At 38.5% G+C, this 18,478-nt stretch carries 11 protein-coding genes and 1 pseudogene; 6 read left to right on the forward strand and 6 right to left on the reverse strand.

Annotation, left to right across the window (positions count from 1 at the left end):
• Positions 1 to 49 precede the first annotated feature (49 nt).
• The 6 genes and pseudogenes from H8796_RS16410 to H8796_RS16435 all read left to right on the forward strand — a co-directional run bounded on the left by H8796_RS16410 (position 50) and on the right by H8796_RS16435 (position 9,693).
• Positions 50 to 1,048, forward strand: a complete 999-nt coding sequence (locus tag H8796_RS16410; protein ID WP_117938000.1) for a phosphodiester glycosidase family protein — start codon at positions 50 to 52, stop codon at positions 1,046 to 1,048.
• Positions 1,049 to 1,101: 53 nt separating this feature from the next.
• Positions 1,102 to 2,505, forward strand: coding sequence for an alpha amylase family protein (locus H8796_RS16415; protein ID WP_074559369.1), 1,404 nt, complete (start codon positions 1,102 to 1,104; stop codon positions 2,503 to 2,505).
• Between the two features lie 22 nt (positions 2,506 to 2,527).
• A complete protein-coding gene (locus tag H8796_RS16420; RefSeq protein WP_117938002.1) occupies positions 2,528 to 3,961 on the forward strand; it encodes a calcineurin-like phosphoesterase family protein in 1,434 nt (477 codons plus the stop codon).
• A gap of 7 nt (positions 3,962 to 3,968) precedes the next feature.
• Complete coding sequence (locus H8796_RS16425; RefSeq protein ID WP_117938004.1) at positions 3,969 to 6,623, forward strand: alpha amylase family protein; 2,655 nt, start codon at positions 3,969 to 3,971, stop codon at positions 6,621 to 6,623.
• Positions 6,620 to 8,032 (forward strand): DUF5009 domain-containing protein, encoded by a 1,413-nt coding sequence (locus H8796_RS16430; RefSeq protein WP_117938006.1) that lies wholly within the window; start codon positions 6,620 to 6,622, stop codon positions 8,030 to 8,032. The genes H8796_RS16425 and H8796_RS16430 overlap by 4 nt, the downstream gene beginning before the upstream one ends.
• Before the next feature lie 612 nt (positions 8,033 to 8,644).
• A pseudogene (locus tag H8796_RS16435) lies at positions 8,645 to 9,693 on the forward strand (SGNH/GDSL hydrolase family protein).
• A 44-nt stretch (positions 9,694 to 9,737) separates the two neighbouring features.
• Here the strand turns inward: H8796_RS16435 and H8796_RS16440 are convergent.
• From H8796_RS16440 to H8796_RS16465, 6 genes are all read right to left on the reverse strand, one after another.
• Positions 9,738 to 12,047 carry a beta-N-acetylhexosaminidase gene (locus H8796_RS16440; RefSeq protein ID WP_008022017.1) on the reverse strand — a complete coding sequence of 770 codons (2,310 nt, stop codon included), beginning with the start codon at positions 12,045 to 12,047 and terminating at the stop codon, positions 9,738 to 9,740.
• Positions 12,048 to 12,117: 70 nt separating this feature from the next.
• Positions 12,118 to 13,536: an FISUMP domain-containing protein gene (locus H8796_RS16445; protein WP_004319065.1), complete on the reverse strand. Its 1,419-nt coding sequence runs from the start codon at positions 13,534 to 13,536 to the stop codon at positions 12,118 to 12,120.
• 29 nt (positions 13,537 to 13,565) lie between these two features.
• Entirely contained in the window at positions 13,566 to 14,642 is a 1,077-nt protein-coding gene (locus tag H8796_RS16450; RefSeq protein WP_004319062.1) for a DUF4855 domain-containing protein, read from the reverse strand.
• 11 nt (positions 14,643 to 14,653) lie between these two features.
• Complete coding sequence (locus H8796_RS16455) at positions 14,654 to 16,033, reverse strand: DUF4855 domain-containing protein (protein WP_004319058.1); 1,380 nt, start codon at positions 16,031 to 16,033, stop codon at positions 14,654 to 14,656.
• Between the two features lie 60 nt (positions 16,034 to 16,093).
• A complete protein-coding gene (locus tag H8796_RS16460; protein WP_004319047.1) occupies positions 16,094 to 16,588 on the reverse strand; it encodes a DUF1735 domain-containing protein in 495 nt (164 codons plus the stop codon).
• 14 nt (positions 16,589 to 16,602) lie between these two features.
• Positions 16,603 to 18,477, reverse strand: coding sequence for a RagB/SusD family nutrient uptake outer membrane protein (locus tag H8796_RS16465; RefSeq protein WP_004319046.1), 1,875 nt, complete (start codon positions 18,475 to 18,477; stop codon positions 16,603 to 16,605).
• Position 18,478: the final 1 nt, after the last annotated feature.

Genomic DNA, 18,478 nt, shown 5'->3' on the forward strand with positions numbered 1-18,478 from the left:
ATAATATATGGGATAAAGAAGTCTGTAAATCATTTAAAGGAGTAGCTATATGTCAACAAAGAAAAAAATGTTATGGTTATTATCATTACTGCCTTTTTTCATAGCATGTGGTGATGATAACACTGATATTCCGGACTGGCCATGGGCAGAGCCGGAGACTCCAACCGAACCAGTTGAAGCCAATCCTGATATTGTAAATCAGGGATGGACCAATGTGAAAGACGTTTATGGAACTTTACCTGAACATATCAACGTGTATAAATCACCGGAAACATTGGAAGGCAAAAAGGCGATAGCTTATATTGCTGTGGGTGATATGAGTAAAGCAACATTTGGTGTATTAGGAGAAAAAACAGGATTGAAAAAGCCAAAAGAATTTTATGAAGAGAATAACTCCACAATTGTAATAAATGGAGGCTTTTTCTATGAAAGCTCATTAAGTCTGATATGGCGTAACGGTGAAATGGTGTGTAAGAACAATGATGTAACAGCAGAAGATTGGACTAACGGTCCATTCTGGTATCCTGTATTAGCTGCATTCTGTGAAATGAATGATGGCTCATTTAAATCAATGTGGACTTACACAACACTATCCAATGTTACTTATTGGTATTCGGAACCCTCACCGGTAAAATCAGAAACAACTCCTAACGAAAATTTTCCCTCTACAGGAACTGTCTTAAATGCTAAAACAGGAATAGGCGGTGGCCCCGTACTTCTGTTGGATGGAAACATAAAGAATACATACGAAGAAGAAATCTTATCAGATATTGGCGCCACGGCGAACAGACCTCGTTCGGCTATTGGTATCACCAATGATAAGAAAATGATTCTTTTTGTGTGTGAAGGAGATGGAATGACAACGGGAGTTGCCGGTATGACCACCGAAAATGTAGCTAATATCATGAAAGCACTGGGATGTACGGATGCCATCAATCTGGATGGCGGTGGTTCTAGTTGCATGTTAGTCAACGGGCAAGAGACTATCAAGACAAGTGACTCCAGCGGAGACGAAAGATCCGTAGCATCAGTAGTCACTCTTAAATAAAAAATGTACTGCGGATATATCAGGCAGTATCTACCTAATAAAACAAGTATGATATGAGAAAATTTCTAAAAATACTAATACTGACTTTCTTGGGAGCAGTTACAATAACCTCCTGTAGTGATGATTCTGATGGAATTCCCGGATGGCCGTGGAGTGATAATTCGACAGAAAAGCCGGACGAGCCGGAGGTTACAGAAGCTAAACCACGATATATTTGGATTGATGCGGCTGCTAATTTTCCTGACTATGCCAATAGTAAGGAAAACATAGCCAGAGATATGGAAAAGATAAAAGCAGCAGGATTCACTGATATTATTGTCGATGTACGTCCCACTACAGGAGATGTATTATTCAATACTAATGTTGTAGATCAGGTGAAACGTATGGATGTATGGGGTAATTCCGGATATAGTTATTATGAAAGGACGGAAACTTGGGATTACTTACAAGCATTTATTGATGAGGCTCGTAAACAGGAATTAAAAGTGAATGCATCCATCAATACATTTGTAGGCGGTTATTTATGTCCGTATAATCTGGGGCATGATGGAATATTATTCCGTGATGATTCTAAAAAAGGATGGGCTAGTGTAGCTAATTTGGCTGATGGGTTAACCAATACAATGGATTTGTTGGACGATGAGACTGATTATGGGGCAAAATTCTTCAATCCAGCTAATGATGATGTGCAAAACTTCGTTTTACAATTATTGGCCGACTTGGCTAAATATGATCTGGATGGCATCATACTAGACCGTTGTCGTTATGATGACTATGGTTTAGAAAGTGATTTTTCTGACATTTCCAAGCAGAAGTTCGAAGAATACATCGGTGAAACTGTAGCAAACTTCCCGGCAGATATTATGGCGCCCGGTACGGATGAACTTCCTTCGGAACAACCTGCCTATTTTAAGAAGTGGCTGGAATTCAGAGTAAAAGTAATTCATGATTTCATTGTAAAGGCGCGCGACAAGGTTAAATCAGTCAATAACAATATCAAATTTGGAGTTTATGTTGGTGCTTGGTATTCTACATACTATACATCAGGTGTAAACTGGGCCAGCCCTAAATACAACACCTCTACTTACTATCCGAAATGGGCTACTGCCGATTATAAAAATTATGGATATGCAGATCATTTAGACTATATCTTCTTGGGTGCCTATGCTTCCGTGAACAATATATATGGAAGCGGGGAATGGACCATGGAAGGCTTTTGCAAGAATGGACGCGAATTGCTACAAGGTGATGTACCTTTTGCCGGTGGACCGGATATAGGTAACAGTACCGGATGGACCGACGGAGGACAATCTGCTAAAATTCCGGATGCCATTGATGCTTGTATCAATAATAGCGACGGTTTCTTTGCCTTCGACCTTTGCCACATTAAGATGTATGACTATTGGAATGCTTTTAAAACGGGCTTTGATAAATATCTGGAATCTATCGAAGAATAAAGTTTGAACTAACCAACTAATTATGAAAATATATTTATTACAATTTTTTTTATTAGTAGGTCTGGGCTTGAATTTACAAGCCCAGATTCCTTCTAATCATATTCGCGGGAAAGTAACCTGTAATGGGACAGGAGTCCCGGGGGTAGTAGTTACCGACGGAATAGACTGTACGCTTACTGACCAACAAGGCCAATATACTCTCCTCCCCAATAGAGATGTTCGTTTTATTTATTTATCCACTCCTTCTGGATATTTGCCGAAAGCAGAACAAACAATACCTTTATTCTATCAAAAGCTGAATCCGGCCAAACAAGGTGTTTACGATTTCGAATTGATAAGAAATCCGCAAAATGAAATGAATCATCTTTTTTTGGTGCAGGCAGATGCCCAAGTGACTTCCGAGGATGATGTAAAAGCCTATGCAAAATATTTGCAGGATATGAAAGAATATATTCGTCCTTATATAGGTAAAAAAGAGGTATTCGGTATAGATTGTGGGGATATTGTAGGAGATACACCCTCTTTATATCCTTCATATATAAACACGGTATCATCATTAAATTTTCCCATTTATCGGGCAATCGGTAATCATGACATGACGTATGGAGGACGTACTTTTGAATACTCCTATCGTACTTTCGAAAGTTATTTCGGTCCCATCTATTATTCGTTTAATAAAGGAAATGCACATTACATCGTACTCGATAATTGCTTTTATGTCAACCGTGATTATCAATATATAGGTTACATTGATGAACGTACTTTCCAATGGCTGGAGCAAGACCTCTCATACGTGCCTAAAGACAAACTTGTCTTTGTGGTAATGCATATTCCTTCCAGTCTTCAGAAGAAGTTAAGATATAATACCCTAGATCAGGATGAAACTGTAAATACAGCTGCACTGTACAAACTATTGGAAGGTTATAATGCCCATATCATTTCCGGACATACACATTTCAATTTGAACGTATGCTTTAATGATTCATTAATGGAACATAACACAGCTGCCGTATGCGGTACTTGGTGGCGTGCAGATATTAATGTGGACGGCACTCCGAGGGGATACGGGGTATATGAAGTAGATGGGAACCAAGTGAAATGGCTATATAAAAGTGCAGGCTACCCGAAAGAGCATCAATTACATGTATATCAGGCCGGATCATCTGACGAGTACCCTTCCGATATTATTGCTAACGTATGGAACTGGGATGAACAATGGAAAGTGGAATGGTATGAAAACGGAAAGCGAATGGGAGAAATGCAACGTTATAAAGGGTACGATCCTACAGCCAAAGCAATCTGTTCTGACAAAGAAAAGGTGAAGTATGAATGGATTTCCCCTATTCTTACCGAACATCTTTTTCATGCTACTCCTCACAATAAGAATGCTAAAATGGAAGTGAAAGTAACAGATCGCTTCGGCAATGTATACACTAAAGCTATAGAAAATAAATAAAGATAATATGTTGAGAACCAGATATTTTATATTATTGATATGTTTGTCGTTTCTTTTGAAGGCAGAAGCTAAAGTAACCCTAACTTCCATTTGGGGGAGTAATATGGTGTTGCAGCAACAATCAAAGGTTACTTTCTCCGGAACGGCAACTTCGGGAAAACGCGTGCAAGCTATCGCTTCATGGGATAATAAAAAAGTCCAAACGAATGTTGATACAAAAGGTGAATGGAAACTTACGCTTCAAACACCGAGAGCCGGAGGGCCATACAGTATAACGTTCTCGGACGGAGAGGAATTCAAGTTACAAAATATTTTAATAGGAGAAGTCTGGTTCTGTTCCGGACAGTCGAATATGGAGATGCCTGTAAAAGGATTCCGTGGACAGCCAGTGTTTGGCTCCCAGCCGTACATTGTATCTGCCAATCCTCAACGTCCATTGCGCCTCTATACAGTAAAAAATGCCTGGAGTACCACTCCACAGGAAGCTGGGGTGGAAGGAGAATGGGAAGAAGCCTCTCCGGAAGAAGTTGCTAATTTCAGTGCGACAGCTTATTTCTTTGGTAATCAGCTACAACAATCTCTGGATATTCCCGTCGGACTGATACATTGTTCCTGGAGTATGTCAAAAATAGAGGCCTGGATGGATAAAGAGACTTTGTCGGACTTCCCGGAAATAGCATTACCCTGCGTGGAACAGAAAGAGTTTGAATGGACGGCAGGGACTCCTACATTATTATGGAATGCAATGGTAAATCCATGGAAAGGATTTCCTGTTAAAGGAGTTATCTGGTATCAAGGCGAAGCAAACACATCCGATCCTGGATTATATAAAAGATTATTTCCTGCGATGGTTTCCCAATGGAGAACATTCTTCAATAATCCCCAAATGCCATTTTATTACGTACAGATTGCGCCGTGGAAATCGGAAGGCAATGATAAACAGGATTGGGCTTGGTTCCGTCAATGTCAGTTGGAATTGATGTCAGAAGTTCCTAATGTCGGGATGGTGACAACAGGAGATGCCGGAAGTGAAAACTTTATTCATTCACCTTATAAAATAAAGATCGGTGAGCGATTGGCTTATTGGGCATTGGCAAAGACCTATCATCGTAAAGGTATTCAATATTCCGGTCCTATATATAAATCCCATCGGATAAAAGAGAACATAGTAGAAATAGATTTTGAACATGGTGAAGATGGATTGACTCCTGAAAATCAAAACGTGAAAGGATTTGAAATAGTGGGGACGGATGGTATATTCCGACCGGCCAAAGCGGAAATTATCAGTGGTTCTTCTACTGTAAAGGTCTGGAATGATTCGATCAATGACCCCATAGAGGTACGTTATTGTTTCCGGAATTATATGTTGGGAGAATTATGCAATAATGCGGCTATTCCTGCTTCTCCTTTCCGGATTGTAATCAAGAAGAAACCCGCTTTAATGTGGTTTGATGCCGAGGCTAATTTCGAACGTTTCAGTCATAAAGACTCGATAGACTACTATCTGGAGAAAATCAAATCATTAGGTTTTACCCATGCAATAGTGGACATCCGTCCCATTACCGGAGAAGTACTTTATCAAAGCCAGTTTGCCCCACAGATGAAAGAATGGAAAGGTGCAAAAGCTGGGAATTTTGATTACTTGCAACATTTCATTAAAAAAGGCCATGAATTGGGACTTGAGATTCATGCTTCCTTAAATGTGTTCTGCGCCGGACACAATTATTTCGATCGCGGAATGGTATATAGTGGACATCCGGACTGGGCATCAATGGTGTATACTCCCGAGAAAGGCATTATTCCAATCACGGAAGAAAAACAGAAATACGGTGCTATGATTAACCCCTTGAATGAGGAATATCGGACGCATATTCTGAATGTACTGAAAGAAGTGGTGACCAATTATCCTGATTTGGATGGACTGATGCTCGATCGCGTACGTTATGATGGTATAACAGCCGACTTTTCATCACTTTCGCGTGAGAAATTTGAAGAATATATAGATAAGAAAGTGACCAAGTTCCCCGAAGATATTTTTGTTTGGAAGAAGAATGCTGGTGGGAAGTATATCATGCAACCGGGAAAGTTTTTCCAGAAATGGATTGAATGGAGGACGAAAAACATTACTGATTTTATGGCATTGGCACGTAAAGAAGTTAAAGCTACCAATCCAAAAGTTTCTTTTGGCACATATACTGGGGCTTGGTATCCGTCTTATTACGAAGTAGGAGTTAATTTCGCCAGTAAAAAGTATGATCCGGCTCAAGATTTCAGCTGGGCTACTCCCGAATATAAAAATTATGGATATGCAGAGCTGATTGATTTGTATGCAACTGGAAATTACTATACAGACATAACAATAGAAGAGTATAAGAAAACGAACCGCAGTATCTGGAACGAAACAGACTCACAAGCTCAAGCCGGTACATGGTACTGTGTGGAAGGTTCTTGTCAACACTTACGTCAAATTCTGAAAGATAACAAGTTTATGGGTGGTATCCTGGTAGATCAATTCTACGATAACCCGGGAAAATTATCTGAAACAATAGAAATGAACCTCCGTCGATCGGATGGGCTCATGGTATTTGATATTGTACACATCATCCAAAAGAATCTTTGGAAGGAAGTAGAAAAAGGAATGCGTGAAGGGAGAGCTTTATGAACAACAGAGCTTTAGCTTTAGATGCTTTAAGAGGATATGCAATTATTACGATGGTACTTTCGGCTACCATCGTAACGCATGTTCTTCCCGGTTGGATGAGTCATGCGCAAACGCCTCCGCCAGATCATGTGTTTAATCCGTTGTTACCCGGCATTACTTGGGTAGATCTTGTGTTTCCTTTTTTCTTGTTCGCTATGGGAGCCGCGTTTCCTTTTTCCATAAGGAAACGTGCTGAAAAAGGTGATTCAAAATTGAAGCTTGTTTATGAAGCTGTCAAACGGGGGATTCAGTTGACTTTCTTTGCTATTTTTATCCAGCACTTTTATCCGTACATGTTAAGCTCTCCACAAGATATGAGGGCATGGTTGCTGGCTATACTCTGTTTTATTGTTCTATTTCCCATGTTTATGCGTATTCCTTTGAAGATGCCGGATTGGGCACATACTTCAATAAAAGTTGGAGCTTACATTATTGCTGCCATCATGTTAGCAACCACCTCTTATGCAGATGGTAAGACATTCAGCCTATTCTCCAGTAATATCATCATTTTGTTGTTGGCTAATATGGCTGTTTTCGGCTCTATTCTTTACATTTTCACAATGCATAATCGTTGGATACGCTTAGGAGTTCTGATATTGCTACTGGCAATAATATTAGGGAGTACAGTGGATGGTTCGTGGACACAGAGTGTATTTAATTATACTCCTTTGCCATGGATGTATCGGTTTGATTACTTGAAATACTTATTTATCGTTATTCCCGGCAGTATAGCTGGCGAATATTTAGCGGAGTGGATGAAAACATATCAAAAAGAGACGGATGATTATGCTACATCTCCTTATCGTAAAATGAGTATCATGTTGATGATATTATCCGTCGTTCTTATCATTAGTAATCTTTACGGTCTCTACACTCGTAATTTGGTTATTAATCTGGTGGTTACAGTTTTATTGCTACTAGCAGGCAAATGTATATTTCCACACAGGGTGGATGGAATAGCCCTATTATGGAAAAAGTTGTTTAATGCAGGCGCATACTTACTTCTTTTGGGTTTGTGTTTTGAACCTTTTCAGGATGGCATTAAAAAAGATCCGACAACTTTTAGTTATTTCTTTGTTACTTCTGGGCTGGCTTTCCTGGCTCTTATATTCCTAAGTATTATTTGTGACTATTTCCGGTGTGTCAAAAGTACTCGTTTTTTAGTCATGTCCGGTCAGAATCCAATGATAGCTTATGTGGTCGGCGATTTATTGATTATGCCATTAGCTAACATATTAGGAGTTGCTTCATTGTTATCTTATTTTCAACAAAATGCCTGGCTAGGTTTTCTCCAGGGAGTAATCCTTACTTCTTTGGCTGTGTTAGCAACTATGTTCTTCACTAAAATCAAATGGTTTTGGAGAACATGATTTTCAAAAGAATATTTTCTCGTTTATATTTATGTCTGTTTTGTAACCCTAGGAAATATTGATCATTTGCAACCGATCCTATTCCTCCAGGATGCCATACAATACATATATATATCATTCCTAGTTTATACATAGTAAAGTTACTATTCATTAGATACAAACTTCTTTTGATTAGAGGCTAAAGTTATGTTTGATAGATGGCAAACTTTAATTGCAAGCTTTGATTATATAAATGCAAGTTTCATTTTTATAATCAAAGCTTGCAATTATAAAAACGAAACTTGCATTTAAAGATTGAGATTAGCTAAAAAAAAGTTTACTATGTATGCAAAAGAAGTTTGGACTTCATTGAAAGGAAGTTTTCTATGTATGAACTGGAAGCTACCACCTTTATCGAAGGTGTCAATCTCGCACCACAATCAGTATAACAATTAAGAAAAATGATTATCTTTGTCGCACTCTAGGCAGAAACATGACAGAAGGATTAGCAGTGCTAATCATTGCCAACGTAGCTAATGCAATGAAAACAATAAAGGCAGTGACGGCAAACAAAGGAAAGTGCTGACCGCTGCCGGAATTAAATAGATGATGAAACAATTCTTTCTTTTCACAATGTTGTGCCTGTTCGGCATACAGTTGCAGGCACAACAACTGACGTACTATGATGCGTCATGCTTTCCCCTTTTAGGAAAAGCAACACAAGACACAGGGGCAAGATATGAGAGACTACCGGATTCTCTCAAAAACATTTCTCGTTCCCCTTTATGGAATTTGAGTCGTAATTCGGCAGGAATGGCGATACGATTTCGTAGTAACTCTACCCGAATAGCGTTGAAATGGGAGAATCTCTTTAACAATCACATGAATCACATGACTGATACAGGAGTAAAAGGACTTGATTTATACTGTTGGGAAAGCAACGGAAAGTGGAGATTTGTAAACAGTGCCCGCCCGAATGGAAAAACGAATCAAGCAACGATCATTGCCAATATGCAACCCCAAGAAAGAGAATATATGCTTTATCTTCCTCTTTATGATGGCCTTGTTTCTTTGTCTATAGGAGTGGACTCGTTATCCACCATCGATCAGCCTTTCATTGATTATCCGATCCGCAAAAGGCCGGTTGTATTTTATGGCACCAGCATTCTTCAAGGGGGGGTGCTTCACGTCCAGGAATGGCACATACCAATATCATATCGAGAAGACTGAACCGTGAATGTATCAACTTGGGATTTAGTGGAAATGCACTTTTAGACTTGGAAGTGGCCAAAGTGATAGCCGAAGTAGATGCCAGTGTTTTTGTTTTAGATTTTGTGCCTAATGCTTCTGTAGAACAGATGAAAGAACGGATGGAAACATTTTATCGTATCATTCGTAGTAAACATCCGGATACGCCAGTCATTTTTATAGAAGATCCTATTTTCACTCATACGCTTTATGATGAAAGAATAGCTAAAGAAGTGCAAAGAAAGAATGACACATTAAAGGAAATATTCAACCGGCTAAAGAAAGAAAATGAAAAGAATATCATTTTTATCTCTTCCAAAAATATGCTGGGAGAAGATGGGGAAGCTACAGTTGACGGCATACATTTCACAGATTTAGGTATGATGAGATATGCTGATTTAGTTTGTCCGATCATTAAGAAAGCAATAAAATAATGACGCTATGCCAACAACATGGCGTCATTATTTTAGATCTCATTCTATTGAATTCCTATCTCACTAACAAACATCCAAGGAACAAGAGTAGAGGCCTTTGATACAGAAGCATTTGCTTGAATCTTAACAAAACGTGCCTTTGTAGATTCAAAGTCTAGTTGATGTTGGGATACACTGGCTTCTTTTCCCTGTTTTGCTATTATTCTTTCTTCTTTTACACATTGATAATATTTTCCATCATCAGAAACAAAGACAGAAATTAAATCCGGGTCCAAGATATTATCACTTATCACCGAAAGGTTAGTAAAAAGTAACTTACTAATGCTCGTTTGTTGTCTAAGATCAATGACTGCTTCAAACCCTTTAGGAAAACCTAACCATCGGGCATCGTCAGGACGCGTAGAACCGATAATGCCATCCACTAGCATTGAAGCTCCACCATATACATGCATGCGGCTTAACTCTGAATGTAATGTCACAGGTTTAAATGTCGCTTTATTACAATCAACTTTTAAACTCGAAACCTGTGACATTTGATTATTCCGATATGCCATAGCTTTCAAAGTTACACTACTATCTATTTTCAATACTCCTTTATATAAATAACTATTTCTATCGGGAAGACTTCCATCTAAAGTGTAAAAAATAGAATCATTCCCCAGAGTAGAAAGAGAAACTTCCAAATCTCTATTTTTTATATCAACCTTATCTGTAATAGATACATCCAGAATATGACGCGCGTAGTTATATCCATACAAGTCATATATATCAATGATTTGTGGTAAACGGGATAAAAAATCCAGATAGTTTTTCTTTTCCGGCATTGTCCATTGAACTTCGGAGAGGGCAGCAAGCCGTGGCAGAATCTGATACTGGCGTATCCGTTCGTTAGGCATATACTCGCACCAGACATTGGCTTGAACCCCTATTATATGTTTTTTTTCATTATCTGTCAGTCCTTCAGGTAATGGTTCAAATGAATATACCCTTTCTACATTTATATATCCGCCTACCGGTATTTCTTCTTTACTACTATCTAAGGTCTGGCTATAATCAAAATACATGTGAGTGGCAGGTGCCATGATGACATCATGATTCAATCTCGCAGCTTCTATTCCTCCGGAAATGCCTCGCCATGACATTATAACAGAACCATCCATGGGCATTCCTTCCAATATTTCATCCCATCCAATAACTTGTTTCCCTTTAGAATGCAGGTATTGGGCTATTTCTCCCATAAAATAGCTTTGCAAATAATCCTCTTTAGAAAATCTGGAATCACTTTTTAAATGAAGCTGTTTAATTTTGCCCTGACATTTCGAACATGCCTGCCATCGCTCTTTGACGCACTCGTCTCCTCCTATATGAATATATTTTCCGGGAAACAGCTCGCATACTTCATCCATCACGTCTTTAAACAACTGAAGGGATTGCTCATTTCCTGCACAAATTACATCTTTAATAACTCCCCATCGGTTAGCCACTTTATATTCTTTTTCAATACATCCTAACTCTGGATAGGAAGCTAACACTGCAGATGTATGTCCCGGCAAGTCTATTTCCGGAATGATGGTAATATATCTTTCGGCCGCATACGCAATAACGTCTTTTATTTGGTCTTGAGTATAAAAACCTCCATGACGTTGATTGTCTGTGGGATAATCATTACCACCTATATAGCGTCCCACCACAGTATTATCACGCCATGCGCCTATTTGTGTTAAAAGAGGACGTTTCTTTATCTCCATTCGCCAACCTTGATCGTCTGTCAAATGCCAATGGAATACATTTAAGTTATGCAAAGCCAGGATATCAATCGTTCGTTTCACCATTTCTACATCCGAGAAATGTCTACTCACATCAAGCATCATTCCTCTGTATGCAAATCTGGGATAATCTTTGATTTCCGTTGCCGGAAAATGAACTTCGGAAACTTCTTGCACAGGTATTGATTTAACAAGCGTCTGCATTGCATAAAATGCTCCGGATGGAGTCACAGATTGTATATGAATCTCGGAGGAATCAATATTGATTTGATAAGCCTCTTTATGGGTATGTTTCAATCCCAGTTCAAAGATGACGACATTTGCTCCTTCTTTCTTATCGCCCTGTTCTACTTGAAGATTGAGGTTGGCGTTACGCTTTACTGTCGTGGAAAATTGATTAGCGATACCCTTTAACGCTAAATCTTTAAAGAAAATCCGAGTAGCAGAATTCATAGTAAAGCTTCTCTCTGTTTTCTTTAAACTAATTTGTTGGGGCAATGGAATGACTTTATAAGATGCGTCAGAATATTTCTGCGTACATGCAAAAAGTAAAGAAGAGAATAATAGTGTTATAATTGATTTCTTCATACGTAAAAATAGATAAAAGTCTGCTCTAGTTTTGTTATTAACTAGAACAGACTTCTTAAGAATTTAACAATTAATATTTAATGCAACGTATAGCGTATCCTAAAGTAAATCCTCCTTCTGTTTGCAAAAGGCTACTACTTTCACTGGCATTTAGATTGAATCGTCCTAATCCTTCACCGTAAGTCGTTGAAGACAAATAGAATACATGGGCTTTTATTCCATCTGGAGCCAAAGTTCCGTCTCCATTTCCATATCCTATGCCATAAGCAGAGAAACCGGAGATATTAGTCCCCCCCTTATAGTCATACCAGACATTCCAGTTTTCACCAAAACCCGTAACCTTCAGCTTACTTCCAACATCTACCGTATTTGTCCCTGACAGATAACTAACTAACGAACTCCATTTTTCATTGGAAGGAATAGTAAAACCTTCCGGAGAAATAGCATCAGCAAAGGCACCGCTCAAATATCCACATGCGACGGCATTATATAAAAATCCTGCATCCGGGTTTTCCGGTGAACTAGATTCCCTATAAGCAGCAGTAGTCTTCCATGCATCAGCTCCTGTTATGCCCGTTGCAATGTCACTTCCATTGGCTAGTTTTGTAGTCTTCAGGTTATATTGCATCCAATATTGTGTTCCTATTTTTACTATACCATAATTATTGCCACTGGCATCTGTTGCATAATAAGGCGCAGTGGTTAACGTTTCATCACTAAGTGCTTCTACTGCTTTTATCTCACCGGAATTGCTAATAGATAAGAACTGGGCAGGAGCGGCCTTTGTACCAGCAATATAACTGGATATAGAATTAGCCGATTTGTCAAAGGCCACACTTCCATTATGAATGGGTTCTGAACTTACGTTAAAGACTTCGGTTGGCATATCCTCTTCATATACCTGATCCAAAACAGAAACTACAAATCCGCGAGTTAAATCAGCACTATTGCCTACCATTGGATATACGACGATAGCCTGTTTGTCAATATTGCCAGAAGAACATAAGTACTCGCGACAGATTTCACCTACCTGCGTATTTCCATCCATCAATTTATATACAAAAGTCTTATCTGTCCCTGTAAAGGTAGGAACAGTGAAGGTTTTAGGCTTTGCTTCCGGTGCTGGGGCAGCATCTTGTTTTACACGTATACGACTTCTTGCATCATTTAGTTTCACTGTTAATGTGGTAGAACGCTCTTGTTGGTCTACATTTTCATCCACTACAATTTTTACTGAATTATTTGCTGTGGATACATGGGCCCATGTTTCATCTCCAGTAGTGACTGAAGCCACAAAAGTATTTTCACTTGCCGTTACATTGATTGTTTTAGCCTCTCCTTCGTAAGTGAAAATCAAATCATCTTGCGGTACAGATAAAATCGTTTCGTCATCAGTAGCATATTCATCATTATCATCATCACAAGCAACAAATGCACTTGTGATGAACAAAAGGCATAAAATCGAAAATAAATCTTTAAAATGTTTCATAATATAAGTATTGTTAAGTGAGTAATCTGTTATTTTTCACCTCTGATATGTTGTCTTTTCACAACAATGTCGGCAAACCAATTATATAAATCATTATCTTCTTTATAGGAAGAAGTTGCCAGGTCATAAACCATGCAGTCTCCAATATAATAAGCTAATGGAATATCATAGAGTGCTCCATATTTTTCATAGGCTTCCATGTACTCATGTAGTCTATCCGCTCTATAGTCCGGGCTTTTCTTTAGTGCTCGTTCATCAAACTCGACTTCCAGATACATCCCTTTTTCTTTGGCAAATTCACAAACTGTCTTCAGGTGCATCGAATCTGGTTTTTGCTCATAAAAGAAATAGTTGGGTTGCTGGTAAGCTACATCAAATTTTAGTTCTTTCCATTCTCCATGCCCATCCGACCCCCAATATGGAATCCAATAGAATTTATAACCCAATGAACGCATATATGCGCCTATTTCATTCAAAATTGTCCGGCTATTGGTGGCTTCTTCCGCTATCCAATAGAACCCATCCAGAGATATATTTTCGAATTGAGCCTTCTTAAAGCGGTCTATCGCATAGTCAATATACCATTTACAAGCATTTATACGATCTGCCTCATTAGAGAAATCAAGCTGCCTACCGTTAAGCTCTCCCCAATCTTTTTGGTTAGGGACAGGCTCTGGCAATGTCAGAACAACCTTACGCGCATGCCGGGGAGCTCCTATTTCTTTTTTTACATCGTCAATACAGCTTTCAATAGCATCCAAAGCTTTACCTTTCTGAAAATACTTATCGCACAAGCCTTTCCATTCACTTTTCCTAGCGGACATGGGCTCATAATAGGAAGCAAAACTACGCCCTTTTCCATCCTTGAATTCTAAAAATAAGAAGCCGTCAAACATCCAATGTAAATCACCTTTTTTATCTCTGTAGGCAACATTTTTCATACATTGTTCTTCATTCCATTCTGTCTGGCGATGTGCACCTCCATAGTACATCAGTACCATATCGGCTATAACACCATTTTCTTTTATGATTGGTTTCTTTCTACTGCTGGCACAAGAAATAGCCAGCAGTGTCAAGAAAGAAAACATAACCAAACTTTTGTTCATATAGCCCATATTTATTTCTCTCCTCTAGCCTTTTGCCTTTTAGAAATCATGGTACACAATTCATTATACAAAGCTCGGTCTTCTTCGTATATAGAGCTTTTTAAGGAATACACCATGCAGTCACTTTGATAATAAGCTATAGGGAAAGATTTGATAATTCCATAAGAATCAAAAGCGCGTAAATAATCACGTAATCTGTCAGCCCGGTAATCTTGACTGTTCTTTTTCAATGCTCTTTCATCAAATTCCATTTCCAGAGCCATATTCTTACTTTTCGCATAGCTAATGACTCTGTCGAAATAGCTTGTATAATCAGGCTTTTGAGCGGGAAAGAAGTAATTTGGTTGTAGGAAAGCAGCATCAAATTTCATACTTTCCCATTCTCCCATACCATCAGTGCCCCAATAAGGAATCCAATAGAATTTTAGATTTTTTGATTTTATATAGTCTGCAACTTGAGGAAGATAGTGCCGATTATCCGTTAATTGTTCTGCTACGAAATAAATGCCATCCAAAGATAAATAATTTAAATTGGCTTCATTAAACTTCTGAATAATGTAATCAACATACCATGAGCATGCGCTGACACAATCAAGTGTTAACGAAAAGTCCATAGCTCTTCCTGATATTTCTCCCCAATCTTTCTGGTCTTTATATGCAGCAGGCATACTGATTATAAGCCTGCGCTTATATTTAGGAGCCCCTAAACGCGTAGCCGACTTTGACAGGATAGAATTTAAGCGAGCGATAGGACCGTCTGCCGCAAAATATTTGTCAACCAATCCCTGCCATTCGGTTTTCCGAGCTCCTAATCCGCCCAGGCCATTTTCAAAATTGCGACCCTCTCCTGTATGTGTTTCCAAAAACAAGAAAGAATCAAAAAGCCAGTTCTCTTTTCCTGCTGGGTCTGTATAAGTGACATTTGCCTGCAATTCTTCTTCTGTCCACCTGGTAGCGCGATGAGAACCACCATAATATAGTAGTGATATATCGTGTACAGGTCCATTCTGCATCACTCCGCCACCTATAGATTCCGGGAGATAGTTTCCAACAATGAGATACCGATAATCTTCACCCTTATATTCCAAATAAATAGGAATAATTTCTGTCAAGTCAAATGTGTTAGAAGTAGAAGATGGAGATTTCATCGTAACGCCAGACGCCAATTCAAGTTCCACAGGAATAGCTGTAGGTGTGCTCCCTATTGGAAAATCAATAGATATTTTATTCATTTCGTTATCAATCCGAATGCTAGTAGGACGCAAATCCCCTCCCACTGTGACCCCGGTAACAAAATCGGTAAAATAGTCATGTTTCACTTCCTCCTTATCATCATCTGTACAAGACAAGAATAAAGGAAATAGAGCTAATAGTAATATTATATTTTTCATAAATAATGTGTTCTATCAATTTATTATTTTAAAAGTATACTTTTGTATAAGTAGAGATACCTATTCTAATATGGGAATTAAAATCATTCTGGAAGAAGTCTCATTCACATCCACATTTCCATCAACATGCAACTTCAGTGGCAATACATACTTTTTTTCACCTCTTTGCTGATATCGTTTTATTATATCACCATCAAAAGTAATCAAGCTTTTATACGACACAGTGGAAGTCGAAAAGTCAAAATTTGTTTTGGAAATAGAATAGCATACATCAGGTATGATTTCAAAAGATGTATTTTCCTCCTCGTTGTAAACTTTTAGCGTCTCTTCGTCCACTTCTATCGAAACGTTTGCCGTTTGTTCACCAATACCCGATTTATACACTGTCACTGTATAATCGGCAAAGTCTCTATAATTTACATATACTTCCTGAACTCCGGACTGGACCAGATATACTTTATCTTTCACCATCCCATCCATTCTATTGTCTTCACAAGCTATAAAAAATGATATACTTGTTACGACCATAATTATTTTAATGATTAAATTTTTCATAACTATATCTTGTTTTAGTTCCAGCCTTCATTTTGGGTAAAGTTCTTCATTTCATTCAGTTGGGTTTGGGCAATAGGGAATAAATGATGTTTTCTTTCGAAAACAATGGGTTGACAAATTTTCGAGGTACGTACCCAAGAACTTTCATAATCAGTTGCCAGCAGATTCAAACCATAACGCAAACCGTTCGCTTCTTTATCAGCTACCATCCATGTACGTAGGTCATAATAACGCAGTCCTTCAAAAGCCAGTTCAACCATTCGTTCCTGACGAATCCATTTGCGCAGCTCTTCCTTACTGTCGACCACTGCCGGATATGCATTTTCCAGTTTACCTAATCCAGCTCTTTCGCGTATCTTGTTTATATATACTAAAGCTTCTTTGGCATCTCTGGCAGGCTTTTCATTGCATGCTTCCGCATAATTCAAATAAATTTCAGCCAAACGCAAATAACTCCACGTGAAAGAACCCCATGTGTTTTTACGAGTATCAATATTAGGATCTGTAAATTTAGTAAATACAAAACCTGTTTTTACATAATCACCGCTGCTATGGGCATAGGATGAAGTACCTCCTGTGAAGAAAGTTACAGGGGCATACTGTTCTTTAGTTCCATCCGGATGGATCCAATACATTCCATTAAAAAATATAGATGCGTAAAAACGTCCGTCTCTTCCTTTCATGCTATTATGTACTTTAATACCTTTGTCTCTATGAGTAGGATGCAGCCAACCGTCAGTGAAACCATTTGCTTCGTAACCTGATTTATCATCTATAATCGGGGAACCGTCTGCTTTATATCCTGTGACTGGATATCTGCCTGAAGCCATCATAGGGTATGCATCGACCAATTTCATGGTGGGAGTATAACCACCCAAGCCCACTCCAAATACTCTTGGGGGAACAACCCGTTGATTCCATACCTCACCATCTTTATAATATCTGGCAATAATTAATTCTTCATTCCATTTCTCGGTAAATACTTCTCGATAGGAATTCATCGCTTTAAGTACAGGGTCTGTTTCCGTCTTGTTAAAATGGAGTTTGTAAACATCCAGATCAATAACCATTTTTGCAGCTTCGGCAGCTTTCGTCCACTTATTCAAATCCTCACCTTGAGGGAAGATTGGTTTACCTTCATGATTGACCATTCCTCTGCCATATCCAATACTACCTCCCCCGTTGAATAAAGGGCGAGCGGCAAAGAGCAAAACTCGGGAACGCATACCTAATGCAGCCCCTTTGGTCATACGGCCCATCCAGGTAGTAGGATCTTGGATTGTTTTAGGTAAAATCTGTGCTGCATCATACATCTCTTTTTCGATAAAGCCTACGCACTCATCAACCGTGTTTCTATCTATTACTTCTGATTTAATGGCTAAATCTGCTATTTGATCATACCAAAGATATATGGGACCATATTGTTTGAATAAATTGAAGTAATAATAAGCTCTAAGAAAACGGGCCTCCGCTTTCATAACTTCCCTTTCTTCTCCCGTCAGCTCTTTGCATTCATCAATATGGGCAATAAATGTAGTCGCTTGATTAATTGCTACATAGTATTTTGACCAAGGATTAAATTTAGGTGTCCATTCACCTCTTACTCCTGTTGTCGACTGATTGTAACTTCCACTATTGACCAATTCATAGTCCATCTTTTCCCAAGAAAAATAAGCATCATCAGCGCAAGGGACAAAAGACTGATCGTATGCATTAATCTCTTCTGGTATATAACCGTAAAGTCCTGCCAGAAAGCGTTCTGTTGTAGGACGTTTGCTGAAAACTTCTTCTATTGTCATCTGATCATTAAAATTATGTTCTAAATAATCAGAACAAGAAAATAAACCTAATGACAAAAAAGCAATTATGATATATCTTAGTTTCTTCATA

Origin of the sequence: Bacteroides sp. M10, assembly GCF_014334015.1 — a bacterium.
GTDB lineage: Bacteria > Bacteroidota > Bacteroidia > Bacteroidales > Bacteroidaceae > Bacteroides > Bacteroides intestinigallinarum.

Coding starts and splice junctions, on each gene's coding strand:
- H8796_RS16465 (WP_004319046.1), bottom strand. CDS start 18,477: ATGAAGAAACTAAGATATATCATAATTGCTTTTTTGTCATTAGGTTTA.
- H8796_RS16425 (WP_117938004.1), top strand. CDS start 3,969: ATGTTGAGAACCAGATATTTTATATTATTGATATGTTTGTCGTTTCTT.
- H8796_RS16415 (WP_074559369.1), top strand. CDS start 1,102: ATGAGAAAATTTCTAAAAATACTAATACTGACTTTCTTGGGAGCAGTT.
- H8796_RS16420 (WP_117938002.1), top strand. CDS start 2,528: ATGAAAATATATTTATTACAATTTTTTTTATTAGTAGGTCTGGGCTTG.
- H8796_RS16460 (WP_004319047.1), bottom strand. CDS start 16,588: ATGAAAAATTTAATCATTAAAATAATTATGGTCGTAACAAGTATATCA.
- H8796_RS16440 (WP_008022017.1), bottom strand. CDS start 12,047: ATGAAGAAATCAATTATAACACTATTATTCTCTTCTTTACTTTTTGCA.
- H8796_RS16455 (WP_004319058.1), bottom strand. CDS start 16,033: ATGAAAAATATAATATTACTATTAGCTCTATTTCCTTTATTCTTGTCT.
- H8796_RS16430 (WP_117938006.1), top strand. CDS start 6,620: ATGAACAACAGAGCTTTAGCTTTAGATGCTTTAAGAGGATATGCAATT.
- H8796_RS16450 (WP_004319062.1), bottom strand. CDS start 14,642: ATGAACAAAAGTTTGGTTATGTTTTCTTTCTTGACACTGCTGGCTATT.
- H8796_RS16445 (WP_004319065.1), bottom strand. CDS start 13,536: ATGAAACATTTTAAAGATTTATTTTCGATTTTATGCCTTTTGTTCATC.
- H8796_RS16410 (WP_117938000.1), top strand. CDS start 50: ATGTCAACAAAGAAAAAAATGTTATGGTTATTATCATTACTGCCTTTT.